This is a genomic window from Curtobacterium sp. MCBD17_013 (assembly GCF_003234565.1).
Classification (GTDB): Bacteria; Actinomycetota; Actinomycetes; order Actinomycetales; family Microbacteriaceae; genus Curtobacterium.
Genome location: NZ_QKTU01000001.1, coordinates 322,845 through 339,701 on the forward strand (window position 1 = coordinate 322,845; position 16,857 = coordinate 339,701).

Sequence of the window (16,857 nt, forward strand, 5' to 3'; positions counted from 1 at the left end):
CGGCGCACGAGCCGGACGGGTACTGGACATCGGCGCTGAGCGTCGCTATTGTCGCAGCCACGACGAGCCAGTCAACCCGCTGACGCCGCCCCGAACCGGCGTCACGACCACGGTGCCCCGGACCCCGAACCCAGGGCACGACTCGCGGCGAGGACCCGAAACCCCGCAGCGTGACGTCGAGCGAACCGACGGTGGCGTACCCGAACGCCCGGCTCCATACCCGAACGGCGCCCACCCATGCCCATTCGTGAGCGGCTCCACGACCAACTCGACCTGGTCGTGGTCCTCGGTCCCGTCCGTGAGGACGTCATCGACGCCCTGCCCGACGCCCTCCACCGACACCTGATCAGCGACGACGGCAGCGAGCTCCGTCGCGCCTACCGTCCGGACCGGGCCTGGGGGCACGTCTCCCGCCGCGCGGCCGACTCGCTCGCGGACGACGTCCTCGACGTCGCCGTCGACGGCCTGGAACCGGCCGAGATGGCGACGCACCTCCTCGACGCCGGCTACGCGGTCCTCCCGATCCGGATGCTCGTGTCCGGCGGACTGATCGCGGTCCTCGTGCCGCACGACCTCTTCGACGGCGCCTCCAGCGGCCACCACATCCGGCGCGTGCTCGCGATCGCCGCGGGTGAGCCGGAGGGGCGCACCGTGCGCCCGCCGACCCGGCGGCCGTTGGCCGCCACCATGCGGGTCGCCGGGCTCGACCGTCCCGGCCCGCTCCGTCTCGCGCGGGCGGCCCGGCGGGACGCGGAGCGACAGGTGCCACCCGACCCCCAGGTACCCGGCGGGCTCGCCGTCGACCGTGCACGGCGCCTCCGCGGGTTCCGCACCGTCCAGCTCGACGAACAGGAACTGCGCACGCTCGACGCCCGTGCGGTCGACGGAGCCGGGCGCCGCACCACGCGCGGCATGAAGCTGTCGGCCGCCGTGCTCGACGCCATCGCCGACGCCGTCCCGCCGACGACCGACTTCACCATCCGGATGAACGTCGACCTCCGTCGCTGGGCGCCCCGCGGCGAGCGGGTCCAGGGCCCGTTCTCGACGTCGTACCCGATCGGTCGGCTCCGGACGATGCGACGCGACGCGGCATCGGTGCACGAGCAGGTCCGCCGGGCGATCGAGACGCGGGCACCGCTCGCGGCCCTCGTCGGCGACGTCGTCGGCCTGGTCCGCGACCGCGTGCGACACCCCTTCCCGATCCCGTCCGGCGACGTCATCCGCACGCAGTTCGACGTCGCCCTCTCCGTCTTCCCCTCACTCATCCCGGACGCCGTCTGGCGACCGGGTGCGACCCCGCTCCTGGGCACGATCCTCGTGCACCCGGGGCACGTCGCGAACCCGTACGTCCAGATGTCGCTGGTCGGGTCCGAGGCCTCGATCGCCCTCTGGGACGAGACCGGGATCATCGACCAGGACCGATTCGAACAGTCGCTCCGAGCCGCCGTCACCCCGGCCGCTCGGGTGCGAGAGGAGCACCACGCATGATGAGCGCACCCGACGCGGTCCGCACCGTCCTCCGGCACTGGGCACTCGTGCTCGTCGCCGTCGTCCTCGGCGTCGTGGGCGGTTCCGTCTACAGCGCCACCGCGAGCCCGACGTACAGTTCGTCGTCGCAGGTGCTCGTGACGATCCGCTCGAGCGGCAGCACGACGGACCGCCTGCAGGGCGCGTCGTACATCAGCCAGGTCCTGCCGACCTACACGTCGGCGATCACGAGCTCGTCGGTGCTGGAGCCCGTCATCCAACAGCTCCACCTGTCGACCGGGGTCGCCGCCCTCGCGAAGGACGTCTCGGCGACCGCGGGGACCGACACGGCGATCATCACCGTCACGGCGGACGCGGGCAGCCCGCGCGCCGCCCGTGCGCTCGCCGCCGCGGTCACGAACCGGTTCATCCAGGTCGCACCCGACCTGCTCTCACCCACGAGCGCGGCGGGTACCAGCACCGCCACGGCCGGGGCGTCCGGCGACACGACGCCCGCGGACCTCCGGCTCTCGACCGTCAGCGTGCCGACCACCCCGACCGGTCCGACCAGCCCCGGGCGACTCGTCGTGGTCCTCCTCGGGCTCGTGGCCGGGTTGATCGTCGGGATCGGCATCGCGCTCGCGCTCGGCGCGGCCGACCGTCGGGTCCGGAGCGCCGAGCAGGCCGCCGCGATCGCCGACGCACCGGTCATCGGACGGCTCCCGCGCCTCCCGGCCCGCGCCTGGCACGACCGGTCGTCGGTCCCCGCATGGACGGAGGCCGTCCGTGACCTCCGCGAGTCGCTCCTCGCCCGGGCAGGCGACCGGCCCACCATCACGTTCCTCGGGAGCACGACGGGCGAGGGCGTGACGACCGTCGTCGCCGACGTCGCGACGGCGTTCGCCCGTGCCGGTGTCCCGACGACCGTGCTCGACATGGACCTCCGGTCGTCCGACCTCCAGGCCGGACTCGCGGTGCGCGGAGAGCGTGGCCTCGTGGACGTCGTGAACGGCCGTGCCGAGTTGTCGGACGTCCTGCTCCGCCCGGCGTCGCTCCCCGCGTTGAGCGTCGTCCCCGGCGGCCGCGGGTCCGATGCGGGCGACGTGTTCACCGCCCGGAACCTGCAGCCGGTCGTGGACCACCTGCACGGCAGCGCCGAGGTCGTCCTCGTCGACACGCCGCCGGCGAACGGCTTCAGTGAGGCCCTCGCGGCCGCCCGCATCGCCACCGCCGTGGTGCTCGTCGTCGGCATCGGCGAGGTCACCACGCCGACGTTGAGCGCCGTGGTGGAGCGGCTCTGGACGAGCGGGCAGGAGGTCCTCGGCGTCGTGGCGGTCCGGGTCCCCGCTCACGTCCGGGTCCCGTCCGCGCACGCGGCGGCCCGCCGGTCCATCGCGGCGACCGCACCGTCCGGAGCATGAGCACGAGCGAGGCCCTGCGCTCCCGTCGCCGCGGAGCAACCGTCGTGGGCGTCGGCAGCGTGGCCGCCGTCGGCCTCGGCGCCGCCGCCGTGGCGCAACCCGCCGCGATCGTGCTCCTCGTGGCGCTGCCGCTCGTCGCGCTCGTACCCGCGGTGGCGGTCTGCTTCGCCGCCGCGGCCGACGGGGTGACCCTGCCGCTGCTGCTCACGGTGCACAGCGCCACCGCGGTGAACATGGCCGTCCTCGGTGCGACGGTCCTCGCGGCACTGGTCGCCGTCCTCCGTGGGCGGATCGACCGACGCGTCGGGTGGCCGGTGCTCGGCATGGTGGCCCTCGTCCTGCCCGCGACCGTCCTCGCGGTGTTCGAGTTGCCGTCCGCGCAGTGGCTCAGCGGCCTGCGGTACGTGTTCATCCCCCTGCTCGTCGCCCTGTTGGCATCGACGATGACGGCGCGCACGATCCGGACGGTGCTCCGGGTGCTCACCACGCTGCTCGCCGTAAACGCCGTCGTCTCGGGCATCGAGTCCGCGCTCGGGTCCGACCGGCTCCTGGCCCTGACCGGCCTGTCCTACGGCACGAACATCCGCAACATCGGCACCACGCTCCGTGCCATGGGGACGTTCGGCACGAACTACCAGCTCGGCGCGTTCGCCGGGGTGCTCGGCGCGGTCGCGCTGCTCTGGTGGGGGACCCTCGAGGACGCCCGACGCGACCGCGTGTGGCGGATCGTCGCGATCGCGTCCGGGGTCGCGTGCCTCGTCTTCAGCACCTACCGCACGGGCATCGTCGTGTTCGTGGTCGCGATCGCGGCCGCCGTGTTCCTGACCCGCGGCGTCGTCGCCGGATGGGTCCGCGTCGCAGCGGCCGTCGGGGGTCTCCTCGCGGTGATCGGGTTCCTGGCCGTCGGCCTCGGGAACGCGGGGAGTCTCCTGGAGCGCTTCGCGGTCTGGGGACAGCTCCTCGCCGCGTCACCGCGGTTCTTCGGACGCGGACTGGGATTCGCCGGTGCCGCGTCGCAGGCGAAGGGCTCCGCGCTCCAGGTCTTCACCGACGACTACTACATCTCGATGTGGCTCCAGTTCGGCGTGGGCGGCGTGCTCGCCATCGTCCTGTTCCTGGCGGTCGCGGTCGCGCTGTACCGTGCCGGCCGCCGCGGCAACCGCCGCGCCGCGCTCGCCGTGACGATCTGGATCGGCGTCCTCGTCGGGTTCTTCTTCGTCGAGCTCTGGGAGTACACGTCCGCCATGTCGATCGTCATGCTCGTCCTCGGTGCATCGGGCTCCCACGCCCGCGCCGTCGACACCGGACCCGTCACCGTTCCCGCACCCCGTCCATCCAGGAGGCCGTTGTGAACACCACCGAGACCGACGGACGCACCCGCCGGGAGGCCCGGGTCGACAGCGAGGGCGTCGGTCGCCGCATCCGCACCTTCGGCTGGTTCTTCGCGACCGTCGTGGTGTCCGGGGCGTCGAGCATCGTCACCATCCCCGTGATCGTCACCCTCACGAGCGCCCACTCCTGGGCTGCGGTCGCGCTGGGGCAGGCCGTCGGGTCGTCCCTCAGCGTCCTGACCATGTTCGGGTGGGGCATCACCGGGCCCGCCCGCATCGCGATGATGCCGCGGAGCGAGCACGCCGTCGCCTACTGGGACTCCATCGTCGCCCGCTTGATCGTGCTCGTCCCCGTCCTCGCCATCACGGTCGGCGTGACGTGGGTCATCGCGCCGACCGCGCACCTGGCCGCCGTCGTCGCGGGCGTGGCGATGGCGGCGGGCGGACTCTCCGGCACGTGGGCCCTCATCGGCCGACGGGAGCCCGTGGCGCTGTTCTGGGCCGACACCGTGCCGCGCGTGGTCGGGACGGTCCTCGGGGTCGGCGCGCTCGCGTTGGGCGGTGGGCTCATCGCCTTCTCGGCGCTGCAGCTCGCCGGCGCTCTCGCCGCGTTCGTCATCGTGTCCGTGCGACTCCTCGGCGGAGTGCGGCGGCCCGCGGGCGGGGTCCACGACGCGGCCGGCGCGTGGCGGGTCATCCGCGAACAGCGCCACGGCGTCGCCGTCGCCGTCGCCGTCGCCGCGTACTACCCGCTCGTGCTCGTGATCGTCGCGCGGTTCATCCCGGCGCAGCTCCCGCTGTACGCGCTCAACGAGAAGCTCCTGCGGTTCGCGACGATGGCGATGCAGCCGGTGCATCAGTACATGCAGGCCGCGGTCCCGTCCCAGCAGGGACGTGCCCTCGTCCGCGCCCTCCGGCGCTCGCTCGCCGCGATCCTCGTCATCTCGGTGCTGGCCTGGGTGGTCTACACCGTGCTGCTGCCCGTCGCGAGCGGTCTGCTCACTGCGGGCCAGGTCCAGGTGCCTGCGTTCGCGGGACTCATGCTCGGTGCGTTCATGGGCTTCAGCGTCCTCGGGAGCTACATGACGAGCGTCGCGCTCGTGGCCGTCGACCGCGTCGGCGTCATCAGCCGCGGTTCCCTCATCGGGTTCGGCGCCGGGCTCCTCGCCGTCCTGCTCACCGCGCTCATCGGCGCGGCGGACGCCCTCGCCGCGGGGTTCGTCGTGACGGGGATCGTCACCGTCCTGTACCAGACCACCGTGTTCGTGCGGGCGATGCCGCGGCACGCGGACGTCCAGTCCGACATCGTGCTGCTCGACGCCCCCGAGCCCACTGAGCCCGCCGCACCGGGCCTCCCGCCTGCCGGATCCGGGGCCGTCGCCCCGATCGTCGTGCCGGAGGTCTGATGGCGGCACACGCTCCCGGCGACGGGGCGCACCGCCCGACGAGGGCACGCCGCCGCCACCGATGGGCGTACCTCGTCGCGGGCGGGGTGGCCCTCGTCGTGCTCGCCGGCGCCGGCGCCGTGTGGGTGCACCGGACGTCCGGCGCGGCGTCGACCCTGTCGGCCTGCGGTGACCACGGCTCCGTCCCGGCGGACGACGCGGCCGCCCCGTCGGCGTCGGCCTCGGCGCCGAGCCCGCAGGTGCGGTCCGGCACGGCCGTCGACAGCTCGACCCGCGCCTCCCGGGACGCCCTGCGGCGGATGGGGGGACTCGGGTTCACCCAGGGCGACCAGCCGATGACCCTCGGCTCGGCGCGGCTGACGACGCTGTTCCGCGGGATCGCCGCCACGGGCGCGACGATCGTCCGGCTCGACCTGAACTGGGCGGCGATCGAGCCGTCCGGCCCGGACTCGTACGACCTCACCCACACGCTCGCCGTCTACCGGGCGGCGACGGCGCACGGCCTCACGGTGCTCCCGGTCCTCACCGGCGTGCCGGGGTGGGCGAGTTCGGCGCCCGGCGGATGCGGGCCGGCATTCGCGGCCTTCATGGACCGTGCCTCGCCCCCGATGCTCGCAGCCGGGGTGCGTGCCGTCGAGATCGGCAACGAGGTGAACACCACCGGGATGTCACCGCAGGCGTACACGCACGACCTGCTCGTCCCGGGAGCGCGCGCCTTCCGTGCCGCGGGGATCACCGCGGGCGTCACGGTCGGCGTGATCTCCACCGGCCTCGCTCCCGCCCGGACCGGGGGCGGCACGTGGTCCCCACCTGACTTCCTGCGTGGCGTCTACGCGGCCGACGGGGGTGCGTACCTCGACGCGGTCGGCATGCACCCGTACTCCTGGCCGGACGCGCCGACCGCGGACGTCGCGTGGAACTGGCTCCGGGGTGCGACGGACGTCCGTGCCGTCATGGTCGCGAACGGCGACGCCGACAAGGCCATGTGGGCCACCGAGTTCGGGTTCCCGACGAACAGCGATCGCGGCGTCTCGGACGCGCAGCAGGCGAGGTACCTGGCGGTCGGGGCGCGGATCTGGGGCGCCCGTGCGTGGGCCGGCCCGATCGTCATCTACTCGTACCAGGACCTCGACACCGGCGCCCGCGACCCCGAGGACAACTTCGGGGTCCGCGACACCGACGGGACCGCGAAGCCCGCGTACGACGTGGTGCGGGACCTCGCTGCGGCTGCAGCTGCCCAGGGCGAGGGGTAGTGCGGGTGTCGACGGAGGACCGGTCCGCGCAGCCTCACGGGACCCGAGCGCTCGGTACACTGGGCCTGCCGCTCCGGCGGCGGGGGCCTTTAGCTCAGTTGGTAGAGCGCCACGTTTACACCGTGGACGTCGTCGGTTCGAGCCCGGCAGGGCCCACCTCGACAGCCCGCGTCCGTGGGACCCGTCCGATCGGTCCGCACGCTGCGGACGAGCCCGCGCCGATGCGACGCGGGAGTCAGGAGTCATCCGTGGGAACGGACATCCAGTTCCGAGTCGGCCACGACGAGCGCGAGTGGGACGCCCTCGTCGCGGCGAGTCCGGGCGCCACCGCATTCCACGACTGGTCGTGGCTCCGGATGCAGACCGACCTCCACGGTTGGCGGTTCGAGCCCCTGGTCGTCGAGCACCGCGGCCGTGCGGTCGGCGTGTTCCCCGTCCTGCTGCGGTCGCCCCGCAGAGCGCGACCCGCGGATCCGCCGTTCCCCTTCGTCGGACCGCTCGTGCCCGAGGCGCTCCTGGCGAGCACGTTGCGCCAGTTCCGACGCTGGCAGCTCGTGCACCGGGTGCCGGTCGTCCGGTTCGACTTCGGGCCCGGCGTCGCGGCGGCCGGCGAAGCAGCACTGGTCGGCAACGGATCCGAGTGGAGCGCCGACCGCACGTTCGTCATCGACCTGGTCGGTTCCTCGCCCGAGTCCCTGGTGGCCGGCATGAAACGCGGCGCGCGCCAGGCCCTCCGCGCGGCCGGACGTCACGCGGTGGAGGTCAGACCCGCGCTGCCCGACGAGGTCACGACGTTGCTGCCGCGGGTCCTGAGCGAGTCCTACGAGAGCCGGGGCGTGCCCTCGCCCTATCCCTCGGAGATCGGCGAGCGCGTCGCACGCTGGGCAGCGGATCGGTCCGACGTCTACCTCTCCACCGCACTCGTCGCGGGGGAACCGGTCGGTGTGCTCGTCGCGCTGGGGAGCCACGACGTGGTGACGGGATGGGCGGGTGGAACGCTCCGAGCGCACCGCGCCGTCAACCCGAGCACCGTGCTGTACCACGACATGCTCCAGTGGTCCCTTGCCCGGGGCCACAGCGCGGTCGACCTCGTCGGCTACGTCGACCTGGGCGTGAGCAGGTTCAAGATGTCGCTCGGGGCCGTCGAGCGGCCGTACGTCAACGCCGTCTCGTCGCCGGTGCCGCGCTTCGTGCGATCCGCCGTCGCCCGGGTGCGGGACCGTGGCACGGCGGCCGACCCGCGCTGACACCGCCTCGCCCGGTCAGCCGGCCGCGATCGCCGGTGCCGGTGCGTCACCGGTCTGCTCCGACGAGCGGCGACGCCAGTGGGCGGGGGAGACGCCCACCGCACGCTTGAACGCGGTGCTGAAGGCGCTCTCCGAGCCGTAGCCGAGCTCCGCGGCCAGGGCGCCGACGCGGACGTCGGAGTCGCGGAGCGCCCGTTGCGCGAGCAGCATCCGCCACCGTGACAGGTACGCGAGGGGTGGGATGCCGGCGACCGTCCGGAACCGCTCGGCGAAGGTCGTGCGGGACATCCCGGCGGCACGTGCGAGCTCGGCGAGGCCCCAGGACCGGCCGGGGTGATCGTGCATGAGTCGGAGCGCGGGCGCGAGCGGTTCGTCGGCGAGCAGGCGGAACCACCCGACGGGCGGACGCTCCTGCTCCAGGTACGCGCGGAGGACCTCCAGGAGGATGAGTTGCGCGTTCTGACGGATGGCGAACGCGGACCCCAGGCGTCCACTCGATGCCTCGCGGAACAGTTGCGCCACCAGGGTGGCGAGTCGGGCGGCCGCGGGCGTCGAGGCGCGGACGTGCACGAGACCGGGCAGCGCGGTCCGGAACAGCGCCTGCCCGGCCGGGTTGACCTGGATCCACCCGCCGACGAGGACGTCGTCCGTGGAGAGGTCGGCCGCGGCCAACGCCATGGAGTCGAAGCGCGCGTCGGGGACGAACTCCGCAGGCGGTCCGTCGCCGACGCCACCCCGGACCTCCAGGTGCGTCCGGTGGTTCAGCAGGACGACGTCACCGGGGCCCAGTTCGACGGGCCCGATCGGTCCTCCGGGTCCGTCGACGACGATGCGAGCGGAACCGGCGACGAGCGCGACGAGCTTGAGCGGCCGCGTGATCGTCCCGTGGGACGTCCACGAACCGCGGACCGCGAAGCCACCGGTCATCAGGCCGCGGACCTCGACCTGGTCGAGGACGTCGGACAGGGCGTCGCTCTGCGCGGAGTGGACCATGGTCCGTACTCTGCCGCATGAGAACAGGACGCGCGATGATTCCCCGTCCGATCCTGGACGATGAGGCTGGGGGCATGACCTCGCAGCAGATCCCCCTCGGGACGCCGTTCACCGCAGCCTCCACCGCAACCGACGTCCTCCGGGGCGTCGACCTCACCGGGGAGGAGGCGATCGTCACCGGCGGCCACAGCAGGCTGGGCCGCGAGGTCTCCCGCGCCCTCGCCGCCGCCGGTGCGTCGGTCACGGTCGCCGCCCGCGACACCGCCCGCGCCGCCGAGGCGGTCGCCGGGATCGACGGCGTGCGCGTCGAGCAGCTCGACCTCACCGACCCGGACTCGATCGACGCCTTCGCCGCGCGGTGGAACGAGACCGGACGGCCGGTGCACATGCTCGTGAACAACGCCGCGGTGCTGTTCACCCCCGAGCTCCAGCTCGACGCGCGCGGGCACGAACTCGCCTTCTCGACGTCCCACCTCGGTCACTTCCAGCTCACGCGTGCCCTCCTCCCGGCCCTCCGGGCGGCGCACGGGGCACGCGTCGTCACCGTGACCTCCGGCGCGGCCCGCATCGGGGGCGTGCGGTGGGACGACCTCGACTTCCGGTCCGGCTACGACCCCGTCGCGGCCTACGCCCAGTCGAAGCGGGCGAACGTGTTGTTCACGGTCGAGCTCGACCGACGCACCGCGGGGCAGGACATCCGGGCCTTCGCGGTGCACCCCGGCGTCGTCATCGGACCCGGCCCGCACGCACCCGCGCGCGTCGACTCCTACCGCGCGCAGGGTCTCGTCGACGAGCACGGTGCCACCGTCATCGACCCGGAGGTGGGCAAGAAGACGGTCGAGCAGGGCGCCGCCACCATCGTGTTCGGCGCGGCCAGCCCGTGGCTCGACGGGGTCGGTGGCGTCTACCTCAAGGACAACGACGTCGCCGTGCTCGACGACGTCGAGCGTCCGATGACCGCCGACAGCATCCCGGCCGACGCGAACTCGGCGATGCGTGACCCCGCCGACGCACGGCGCCTGTGGGCGCTGAGCGAACAGCTGCTCGCCTGAGGACGCGCGGTCGCTCCCGCCGCCGACCGTACCGCGTCGTCGGTCGGTCCTCCGTCACCGCCGCCGGGTCCGTCGGGGGCTGCTGGTCAATAGCTGATGCCGGCGAACGTCGCGTACGACGGCTTCTTGACGTGCGCGGACGTGTACAGGCCGAAGTCACCGTCGATGCCGCCGTCCTGCCAGTCGTAGAGGAACACCGGACCGAGCTGCGGGTACTTGGCGGCGACCTGGAACAGCTGGGTGATCGTCTGCTGCTGCTGCGCGACGGTGTACGCGGGGTAGCCGCCGTCGGTGCCGGTGGGCATCCCGGCCTCGGTGATCCAGATCTTCTTCGCGCTGTCCCCGTTGCTCGACATGATCGCGAGCAGGTCCGGGAGCACGGAGAGGACGTTGTAGCCCCCGTCCGGCGTCGCCGGCATCGCCGGGTACACGTACGGGTGCAGGTTCAGCGCGTCGAAGCTGCCGCGCGCCCCGTCCTCGTACATCTGGTCGATGAAGTCGAACGGGTGGTAGTTGCTGCCCTGCGCGCTCCGTGTCGGGGACTCCTTGCCGTAGGGCGCCATACCGGCCATCAGGACGGTCGCCTTCGGGTCCGCGGCGTGGATCATCGGGTACACGGTCTCGAGCAACGCCGTGTACGCGGCCGGGTCCGGGGTCCCGCCCCAGTTCGCCCCGAGGTTGACCTCGTTGCCGATCTCGAACGTGTGCACGCCGAGCGCGGCGAGCTGCGTCACGGAGGACGTCATCCACCCACCGGCCGCCTTGTACCCGGCGGACTCGGGCATCGGCGCGGTGCCGTCACCGAGGATGACGAGCACGTTCAGCCCGGCCGACCGCGCGGCCGTGATCGTCTGGGTCGTCGCGCCACCGTGGCGGGTGGTGTTCCCGGCGTAGTTGTAGTCGAGGCGGACCCACGTCGCACCCGTCGAACGCATGTCGGCGAAGACGGCGGTCGCCGCCGACGCGCTCATCGTGTTGATCGTGTTCTCGTACAGACCACCGGGCGAGATGCCCTTCCCGCGCCCCGAGGAGGCGGGGGAGGGGCTGGCGCCCACCGGGACCCACGCGGGGGTCCCGATCATGGTGATCGGGGTCCGCGGGGGCACCACGGCGGTCGACGAGGCGGCGCTGGCGGCCGGCGACGGCGCAGCGCTGGGTGCCGCGGCGGGCGAGGAGCTGGTCGGCGCCGCGGCGGGCGAGGAGATGCTCGGTGCGGCCGGTGCCGGCGTCCGGACTCCGACGGCGAGCTGTGCGGCAGGGAGTGCGTCGGACAGCGCGCCGGTGTGCGGTGCTGTCCCGGTCGCGGGCCCACGGGTCGTCCGGGCTTCCACCGACGCTGCTGCGGCGGACGGCCCTCCGGCCCGAGGAGCCGACGACACCTGCGGGCGCTCGCTCGCGGCCGACCCGCCCCGGACCGTCCCGCTGACCGCACCGGGCGCCGCGGGTGCCGCCACTGCGGCGCCCGTCGGGGAGGCGGGTGCACCGAAGGCCACGTCGGCGTCGCCCGCGGCGCGGGCGCCGGACGCACCGGGCCCGCTGACGCACCCGGTCAGGGTGACGCCCGCGATCACGGCAACGGCGATCGCTGCCCAGGTCCTCCGTGTCCGAGGACGCCGGGAGGACCCGGTGGGTACAGCGAGGGAAGTGCTGACGCTTCCTGATCGCGTCCGCGGCCTGCCGGTCAGGTCGTGGTGGTTGGCCATGAGACAAGGAATGCGGCAGCGTGCGCTGCGGACAATTCCCGCGTTCTGGGGACCCTCCCAGAACGTGGGACAAACGGTGCGCGACGGTGGACCGCACCGCGGACCGTCCCGGCGAGCTCCGCGCAGCGCCGGGTGCGGTGCTCGACGTCCCAGTTCGAGGGTGAAACAGTCGGCACCACTACTGCCGAGTCGCCGCCCGAACGTATCGTGGGCGCCGGCCGTCGACCGAGCGAACAGGGGCTCGGGGCACCGTCGGCGGACACGGGTCAGTCGTGTCCGCAGACCTCGTCCACGTTCTGCCGCCCATCGGGGAGGGCGCACGTCGGGGTCGCGCCGATCGACGAGCCGACGAGCGACATCGCACCCACGCCATCGAGTCCCACCGACGGCGTGACCGGACAGGGAGGCAGCATGACCGGCAACCGCGGCGACCACCGTTCCGCCCACACGACCGGGGCCGGATCCCGAGCGACGAAGGGCACCCTCGCCGGCATCGTCGTCGCCGCGCTCGCCGGGGCGACCGTCATCGGCATCGCCGCGCCCGCGTCCGCGTCGCGGCTCCCGCCCGTCGTACCGGAGCCGACGGTGCCGGCCTCCCACGCCTCCACCGGCTCCGCGTCCACCGGTGCGACACCGGCGGACACCCGGGTCGACCTCACCGTCGTGCTGACGCCGCGCGACCGCGCCGCGCTGCGTGACCTGCCCGCGAGGGCGCACGGCCTCTCCGCGCACCAGCGGGGGACCCGGATCGCCGGGACGAGCCCCACGACCTCGGGTCGCGCGCGGGTCGAGGCGGCACTCGTCGACGCCGGCTTCACCGTGTCCGACGCGGGGCCCTGGAACGTCAGTGCGAGCGGGACCGTGGCCGACGCGGAGGCCGTGTTCGGCGTCCGCGTCGTCGGCACCGGCACGCAGATGCACCCCGTCGGCCACCTGACCATGCCGGCGTCCTTCGGAGGCGCGGCAACCACCGTCCTCGGCCTCGATCGGCGGCTCGTCGCGGTGCCGGCAAGCGTGCCGGGGACGTCCGTCAGCGACTTCCGCACGGCCTACTCGGCCTCGGCGAACGCCGGCGCCGGCACCACGATCGCCACCGTGCAGTTCTCCGGCTGGAACGCCGGGGACCTCGCCGCCTACGCGAACGCGGCGGGGACCGCTGTCCCGTCGGTGACACAGATCCCGATCGACGGAGCGGACCCGACCACCCCGAGCGACACGAACGGCGGGGTCGAGGTCGCGCTCGACCAGGAGACCATCCTCGGGAACGCGCCCGCGGCCGCGCAGCGCATCTACTTCGTCAACCAGGACGCCCAGGGCGTGTACGACGCCTACAGCCGCATCGCGGACGACGTCGTGGCCCACGGCATCACCGCGGTCAGCGAGTCCTGGGGGTCCTGCGAGGCCGACATGGACCAGGCCACGCACGCAGCACTCGAGGACGCCATCGACCGCATCGTCGGAGCGGGCGCGACCATGTTCGCCGCGGTCGGCGACACGGGGGCGTCGTGCCAGGGCCTGTCCGGCCCGGCGACCAGCGTCCTCTACCCCGCAGCGAGCTCCGCGGTGGTCGCCGTGGGCGGCACCAGCCTCACCGAGAACGCCGACGGCTCGTTCTCCGAGAGCGTGTGGAACAACAGCAGTGGTTCCGGCGGTGGCGGGTACGCCAGCCTCGACTCCGCGTCGTACCAGGCGGGGACGAACGCCGACCCGTCCCGGGGACGAGCCGTCCCCGACATCGCGGCCGAGGCCGACCCCTACCAGGGCCCCGGCATCTACACCAGCAGCACGAACGGCTGGGTGCTCGGTGGTGGGACGAGCCTGTCCACGCCGATGATGGCGGCGCAGCTCGCCACCACCCTCGCGGACCGCGGCTGCACGAGCGGCATCGGCGACATCCACGCCGCGATCTACGCCCACCCTGGTGACTTCCAGGACGTCACGAGCGGGTCGAACGGCACGTACCCGGCGACGGCGGGCTACGACCTCGCGACCGGTCTCGGAAGCCCCAACTGGTCGAAGCTCCGCGGCGACCTGCCCGTCTCACCGGCGTGCTCGTCCACCCCGCCGGTGTCGAGCACCTCGCCCACGGGGACCCCGAGCCCGACGCCGACCGGCTCGCCCACGGCGGCTCCGACCGCCGCGCCGACGCGGACTCCGGCGCCGACCCCGTCGCCCACCCAGACCCCGAAGCCGACCCCGTCGCCCACCCAGACTCCGGCGCCGACCCCGTCGCCCACCCAGACTCCGGCGCCGACCCCGTCGCCCACCCACACCCCGGCACCGCCGGTGACCGGGATCTCCGCCGACGGCACCAAGCTCCTCGGCGCCACCACCATGACGGCCGGCCAGAGCATCCACTCCCCGTCGCGTCAGTACCACCTCGACATGCAGGCGGACGGCAACCTCGTCGAGTACGGCAACGGCCGCGCGCTCTGGGCGACCGGCACGACCCGGTACCACGGCGCGCACCTCGCACTGCAGGCGGACGGCAACGCCGTGCTGTACGCCGTCACGGGCAAGGCGGTGTGGGCCACGGGCACATCGGGGAAGGGAGCTGGCGCCGTCCTGAGCATCGACGACCACGGGCGCCTGAGGCTCACCCGCAACGGCTCGACGTTGTGGAACAACAAGCGCCCCGGCGCGGACACCCTGACACCCGGCGCCGTGATCACCGCCGGTCAGTCCATCTGGGACTCCGCCGAGCGACGCCAGTTCGTCCTGCAGACGGACGGCAACGTCGTCGTCTACAAGGACGGGAAGGCGGTCTGGTCGACCCGTACGAGCGGCAGGGGCGGCGCGAAGCTGACCCTGCAGTCGGACGGGAACCTCGTGCTCTACACGAAGGCGGCCAAGGCCCTGTGGTCGAGCAAGACCAGTCGGTTCGGTGGCTCCGGGATGAAGCTCACGCAGCAGAGCGACGGGAACCTCGTCCTCTACAAGAACGGCAAGGCGGTGTGGGCCACCGGGACCAACCGGTGACCGGGAACCGCCCCCGTCTGCATGAGGTGGGGGCACGTCCGGCCCGGTGACGGGCCCCGCCCGGTACCGGTACCGGTACGGTCGGTGTCGACCCGATCGGTCGAGGACGACGAGGAGTTGGCGATGGCGGCACTGCGCGACCTGCAGCCCGAGGAGAAGCTTGAGCGCCTGCTCGCCGAGGAGCGTGAACTCGAGCAGGAGCGCTTCGACCTCGACGACGCATGGGCGGTCGGCTCCTGGCTGCGGGCGACCGCGATCGAGCGCGGGCTCGGCGTCGCCGTCGCCGTCGCCTTCGGTGAGCAGCGTGTGTTCCACGTCGCGACGCCCGGATCCGGCGCGGTGAACGACGCGTGGCTGGATCGGAAGTTCCGGGTCGTCCGCCACTTCGGGCACTCGACGCTCGCGGTCCGGACGCAGTACGAGGCCGACGGCACGACGTTCCGGGACTCCTCCGCGCTCGACCCGCTGCTGTACCAGGCGGCTGGGGGCGGATTCCCGCTCCGGGTCCGTGGCGCGCTCGTCGGGGTCCTCGGCGTCAGCGGACTCGAGATGCACGCCGATCACGAGTTGGTGGTGGAGGCGCTCCGGGCGCACCGCTCGGCCTCCAGCGCGTGAGCGACCCGCTTCTCGAGCAGACCCGATCCGGGTACGACGCAGCGGCGGACACCTACGCGGAACACCTGCCGGACACGTCCTTCGAAGCGCCGATCGACATGGCGATGGTCGATCACTTCGCGCACATGCTCCCTCGTGCCGCGACCGTCCTCGACGCCGGATGCGGCACCGGCAGGATGCTCCGGCACCTGCAGGACCGTGACGGGACGATGCGGCTCACCGGCGTCGACATCTCGTCCGGGATGCTGGCCCACGCCGCCCGACGAGGGATCGCGGTCGACCTGCGGCAGAGCGACCTCGCGGCCCTGCCGTTCGACGACGCCACGTTCGCGGGCGTGCTCGCGTGGTACTCGATCATCCACACGGCACCCGACGGACTGCGGGACGTCGTCACCGAGGTGCGGCGGGTGCTCCGACCGGATGGCGTGTTCCTGCTCGGGTTCCAGGCCGGTACCGGCACACGGAGGATCGAGCGGCCGTACGGACAGGAGGCCCCCCTCACGGCGTTCCTGCACGAGCCGTCGTCGGTCACCGGGCTCCTGCGGTCACTCGGGTTCCGCGTCGACGCCGTCCTCGACCGCGCGCCCCGGCAGGTGGAGCGGCACCGGCAGGGGTTCGTGCTCGCGCGCACGGCGGGCTGACCAGCCGACCAGGCGTACCGACGTGCATGGGACGGTCCTGGGCCGCCCCGATCCTCCACCCGCGTAGCGTCCGCTCTGCCACGTCAGCCCGGGTCCGGACGCCATCGGCCACCACCCGCGTCGTCGCTGCGACGCTCGACGCGCCGGAGCCGCACCACCGCCGAGAAACACACCGCCGGCACCGCCGGAGCAGACCAGGGAGCACCATGTCCGAGAACAACACCGTCATCCGCAGCATGCACGACATCGGGCTCGCCGCCTGGTTCGGCGGGAACCTCATGGGGGCGACCGGCCTGAACGGTGCTGCGGCCGGAGCGAAGGACCCGGTCGAGCGGCTCACGCTGTCGGCGCTCGGGTGGAGCAAGTGGGCGCCGTTGCAGCTGGCGGCGCTCTCGGTCCACGCGATCGGTGGCGCCGGCCTGATCATCGCCAACCGGGACCGGCTCGGCGTGCAGCCGGAGGCCCGGACCAACACGGGCGTCAAGCTGACGCTCACGATCGTCGCCGCCGTGACGACCTTCTGGTCGGCATCGCTGGGCAAGAAGATGGCCGAGCACGCCTCCGAGGGCGCGGCCGGCACGACGGAGGCGTCGCCCGCCGCCTCCTCGACGCTCACGTCAGCGCAGCGTCAGCAGAAGATCCTGCAGTGGGTGACGCCGGTGCTCACGGGCATCCTGCTCGTGATGGGCGCCCAGCAGGGGGAGCAGCAGCGGTCCGCCGCCGGCGTCATCGACAAGCGGCGCCGCTGA

At 73.3% G+C, this 16,857-nt stretch carries 13 protein-coding genes and 1 tRNA gene; 12 read left to right on the top strand and 2 right to left on the bottom strand.

The features are described from left to right. Positions 1–237: 237 nt before the first annotated feature. The 7 genes from DEI81_RS01430 to DEI81_RS01460 all read left to right on the top strand — a co-directional run bounded on the left by DEI81_RS01430 (position 238) and on the right by DEI81_RS01460 (position 8,125). Positions 238–1,488 carry a hypothetical protein gene (locus DEI81_RS01430; RefSeq protein ID WP_111008711.1) on the top strand — a complete coding sequence of 417 codons (1,251 nt, stop codon included), beginning with the start codon at positions 238–240 and terminating at the stop codon, positions 1,486–1,488. Beyond that, the gene (locus DEI81_RS01435; RefSeq protein ID WP_111008712.1) at positions 1,485–2,888 is read left to right on the top strand and encodes a Wzz/FepE/Etk N-terminal domain-containing protein; all 1,404 of its coding nucleotides are present in this window, start codon (positions 1,485–1,487) and stop codon (positions 2,886–2,888) included. Before DEI81_RS01430 ends, DEI81_RS01435 begins: the two co-directional genes overlap by 4 nt. Next, positions 2,885–4,240, top strand: coding sequence for a hypothetical protein (locus tag DEI81_RS01440; RefSeq protein WP_111008713.1), 1,356 nt, complete (start codon positions 2,885–2,887; stop codon positions 4,238–4,240). The genes DEI81_RS01435 and DEI81_RS01440 overlap by 4 nt, the downstream gene beginning before the upstream one ends. Beyond that, positions 4,237–5,625: a hypothetical protein gene (locus DEI81_RS01445; protein WP_111008714.1), complete on the top strand. Its 1,389-nt coding sequence runs from the start codon at positions 4,237–4,239 to the stop codon at positions 5,623–5,625. The genes DEI81_RS01440 and DEI81_RS01445 overlap by 4 nt, the downstream gene beginning before the upstream one ends. Beyond that, entirely contained in the window at positions 5,625–6,878 is a 1,254-nt protein-coding gene (locus tag DEI81_RS01450; protein WP_111008715.1) for a hypothetical protein, read from the top strand. The genes DEI81_RS01445 and DEI81_RS01450 overlap by 1 nt, the downstream gene beginning before the upstream one ends. An 83-nt stretch (positions 6,879–6,961) precedes the next feature. Continuing rightward, positions 6,962–7,034: transfer RNA gene (locus tag DEI81_RS01455), tRNA-Val, on the top strand. A gap of 92 nt (positions 7,035–7,126) precedes the next feature. Next, on the top strand, positions 7,127–8,125 hold the full coding sequence (locus tag DEI81_RS01460) for a GNAT family N-acetyltransferase (protein ID WP_181435288.1): 999 nt from the start codon (positions 7,127–7,129) through the stop codon (positions 8,123–8,125). A gap of 15 nt (positions 8,126–8,140) precedes the next feature. On the opposite strand, the gene DEI81_RS01465 is transcribed toward DEI81_RS01460, so the two are convergent. Then, positions 8,141–9,118 (bottom strand): AraC family transcriptional regulator, encoded by a 978-nt coding sequence (locus DEI81_RS01465; RefSeq protein WP_111008717.1) that lies wholly within the window; start codon positions 9,116–9,118, stop codon positions 8,141–8,143. A 74-nt stretch (positions 9,119–9,192) separates the two neighbouring features. Between DEI81_RS01465 and DEI81_RS01470 the strand changes: the two genes are divergently transcribed. Continuing rightward, positions 9,193–10,170 carry an SDR family NAD(P)-dependent oxidoreductase gene (locus DEI81_RS01470; protein ID WP_111008718.1) on the top strand — a complete coding sequence of 326 codons (978 nt, stop codon included), beginning with the start codon at positions 9,193–9,195 and terminating at the stop codon, positions 10,168–10,170. Positions 10,171–10,256: 86 nt separating this feature from the next. Here the strand turns inward: DEI81_RS01470 and DEI81_RS01475 are convergent, their stop codons facing one another. Further along, positions 10,257–11,252, bottom strand: a complete 996-nt coding sequence (locus DEI81_RS01475) for a hypothetical protein (RefSeq protein ID WP_146243982.1) — start codon at positions 11,250–11,252, stop codon at positions 10,257–10,259. A 1,032-nt stretch (positions 11,253–12,284) separates the two neighbouring features. On the opposite strand from DEI81_RS01475, the gene DEI81_RS01480 reads away from it, so the two are divergent. The 4 genes from DEI81_RS01480 to DEI81_RS01495 all read left to right on the top strand — a co-directional run bounded on the left by DEI81_RS01480 (position 12,285) and on the right by DEI81_RS01495 (position 16,857). Then, positions 12,285–14,852 (top strand): hypothetical protein, encoded by a 2,568-nt coding sequence (locus DEI81_RS01480; RefSeq protein WP_111008720.1) that lies wholly within the window; start codon positions 12,285–12,287, stop codon positions 14,850–14,852. Positions 14,853–14,936: 84 nt separating this feature from the next. Beyond that, entirely contained in the window at positions 14,937–15,467 is a 531-nt protein-coding gene (locus tag DEI81_RS01485; RefSeq protein WP_258368420.1) for a heme-degrading domain-containing protein, read from the top strand. After that, positions 15,464–16,108, top strand: coding sequence for a class I SAM-dependent methyltransferase (locus DEI81_RS01490; RefSeq protein WP_111008721.1), 645 nt, complete (start codon positions 15,464–15,466; stop codon positions 16,106–16,108). Before DEI81_RS01485 ends, DEI81_RS01490 begins: the two co-directional genes overlap by 4 nt. A 206-nt stretch (positions 16,109–16,314) precedes the next feature. Continuing rightward, a complete protein-coding gene (locus tag DEI81_RS01495; RefSeq protein WP_111008722.1) occupies positions 16,315–16,857 on the top strand; it encodes a hypothetical protein in 543 nt (180 codons plus the stop codon).

What these genes read in the sequence shown, in the direction of transcription:
- DEI81_RS01465 (WP_111008717.1), bottom strand. Translation starts at nt 9,118, where the DNA reads ATGGTCCACTCCGCGCAGAGCGACGCCCTGTCCGACGTCCTCGACCAG.
- DEI81_RS01495 (WP_111008722.1), top strand. Translation starts at nt 16,315, where the DNA reads ATGTCCGAGAACAACACCGTCATCCGCAGCATGCACGACATCGGGCTC.
- DEI81_RS01435 (WP_111008712.1), top strand. Translation starts at nt 1,485, where the DNA reads ATGATGAGCGCACCCGACGCGGTCCGCACCGTCCTCCGGCACTGGGCA.
- DEI81_RS01475 (WP_146243982.1), bottom strand. Translation starts at nt 11,252, where the DNA reads ATGATCGGGACCCCCGCGTGGGTCCCGGTGGGCGCCAGCCCCTCCCCC.
- DEI81_RS01480 (WP_111008720.1), top strand. Translation starts at nt 12,285, where the DNA reads ATGACCGGCAACCGCGGCGACCACCGTTCCGCCCACACGACCGGGGCC.
- DEI81_RS01430 (WP_111008711.1), top strand. Translation starts at nt 238, where the DNA reads ATGCCCATTCGTGAGCGGCTCCACGACCAACTCGACCTGGTCGTGGTC.
- DEI81_RS01440 (WP_111008713.1), top strand. Translation starts at nt 2,885, where the DNA reads ATGAGCACGAGCGAGGCCCTGCGCTCCCGTCGCCGCGGAGCAACCGTC.
- DEI81_RS01470 (WP_111008718.1), top strand. Translation starts at nt 9,193, where the DNA reads ATGACCTCGCAGCAGATCCCCCTCGGGACGCCGTTCACCGCAGCCTCC.
- DEI81_RS01450 (WP_111008715.1), top strand. Translation starts at nt 5,625, where the DNA reads ATGGCGGCACACGCTCCCGGCGACGGGGCGCACCGCCCGACGAGGGCA.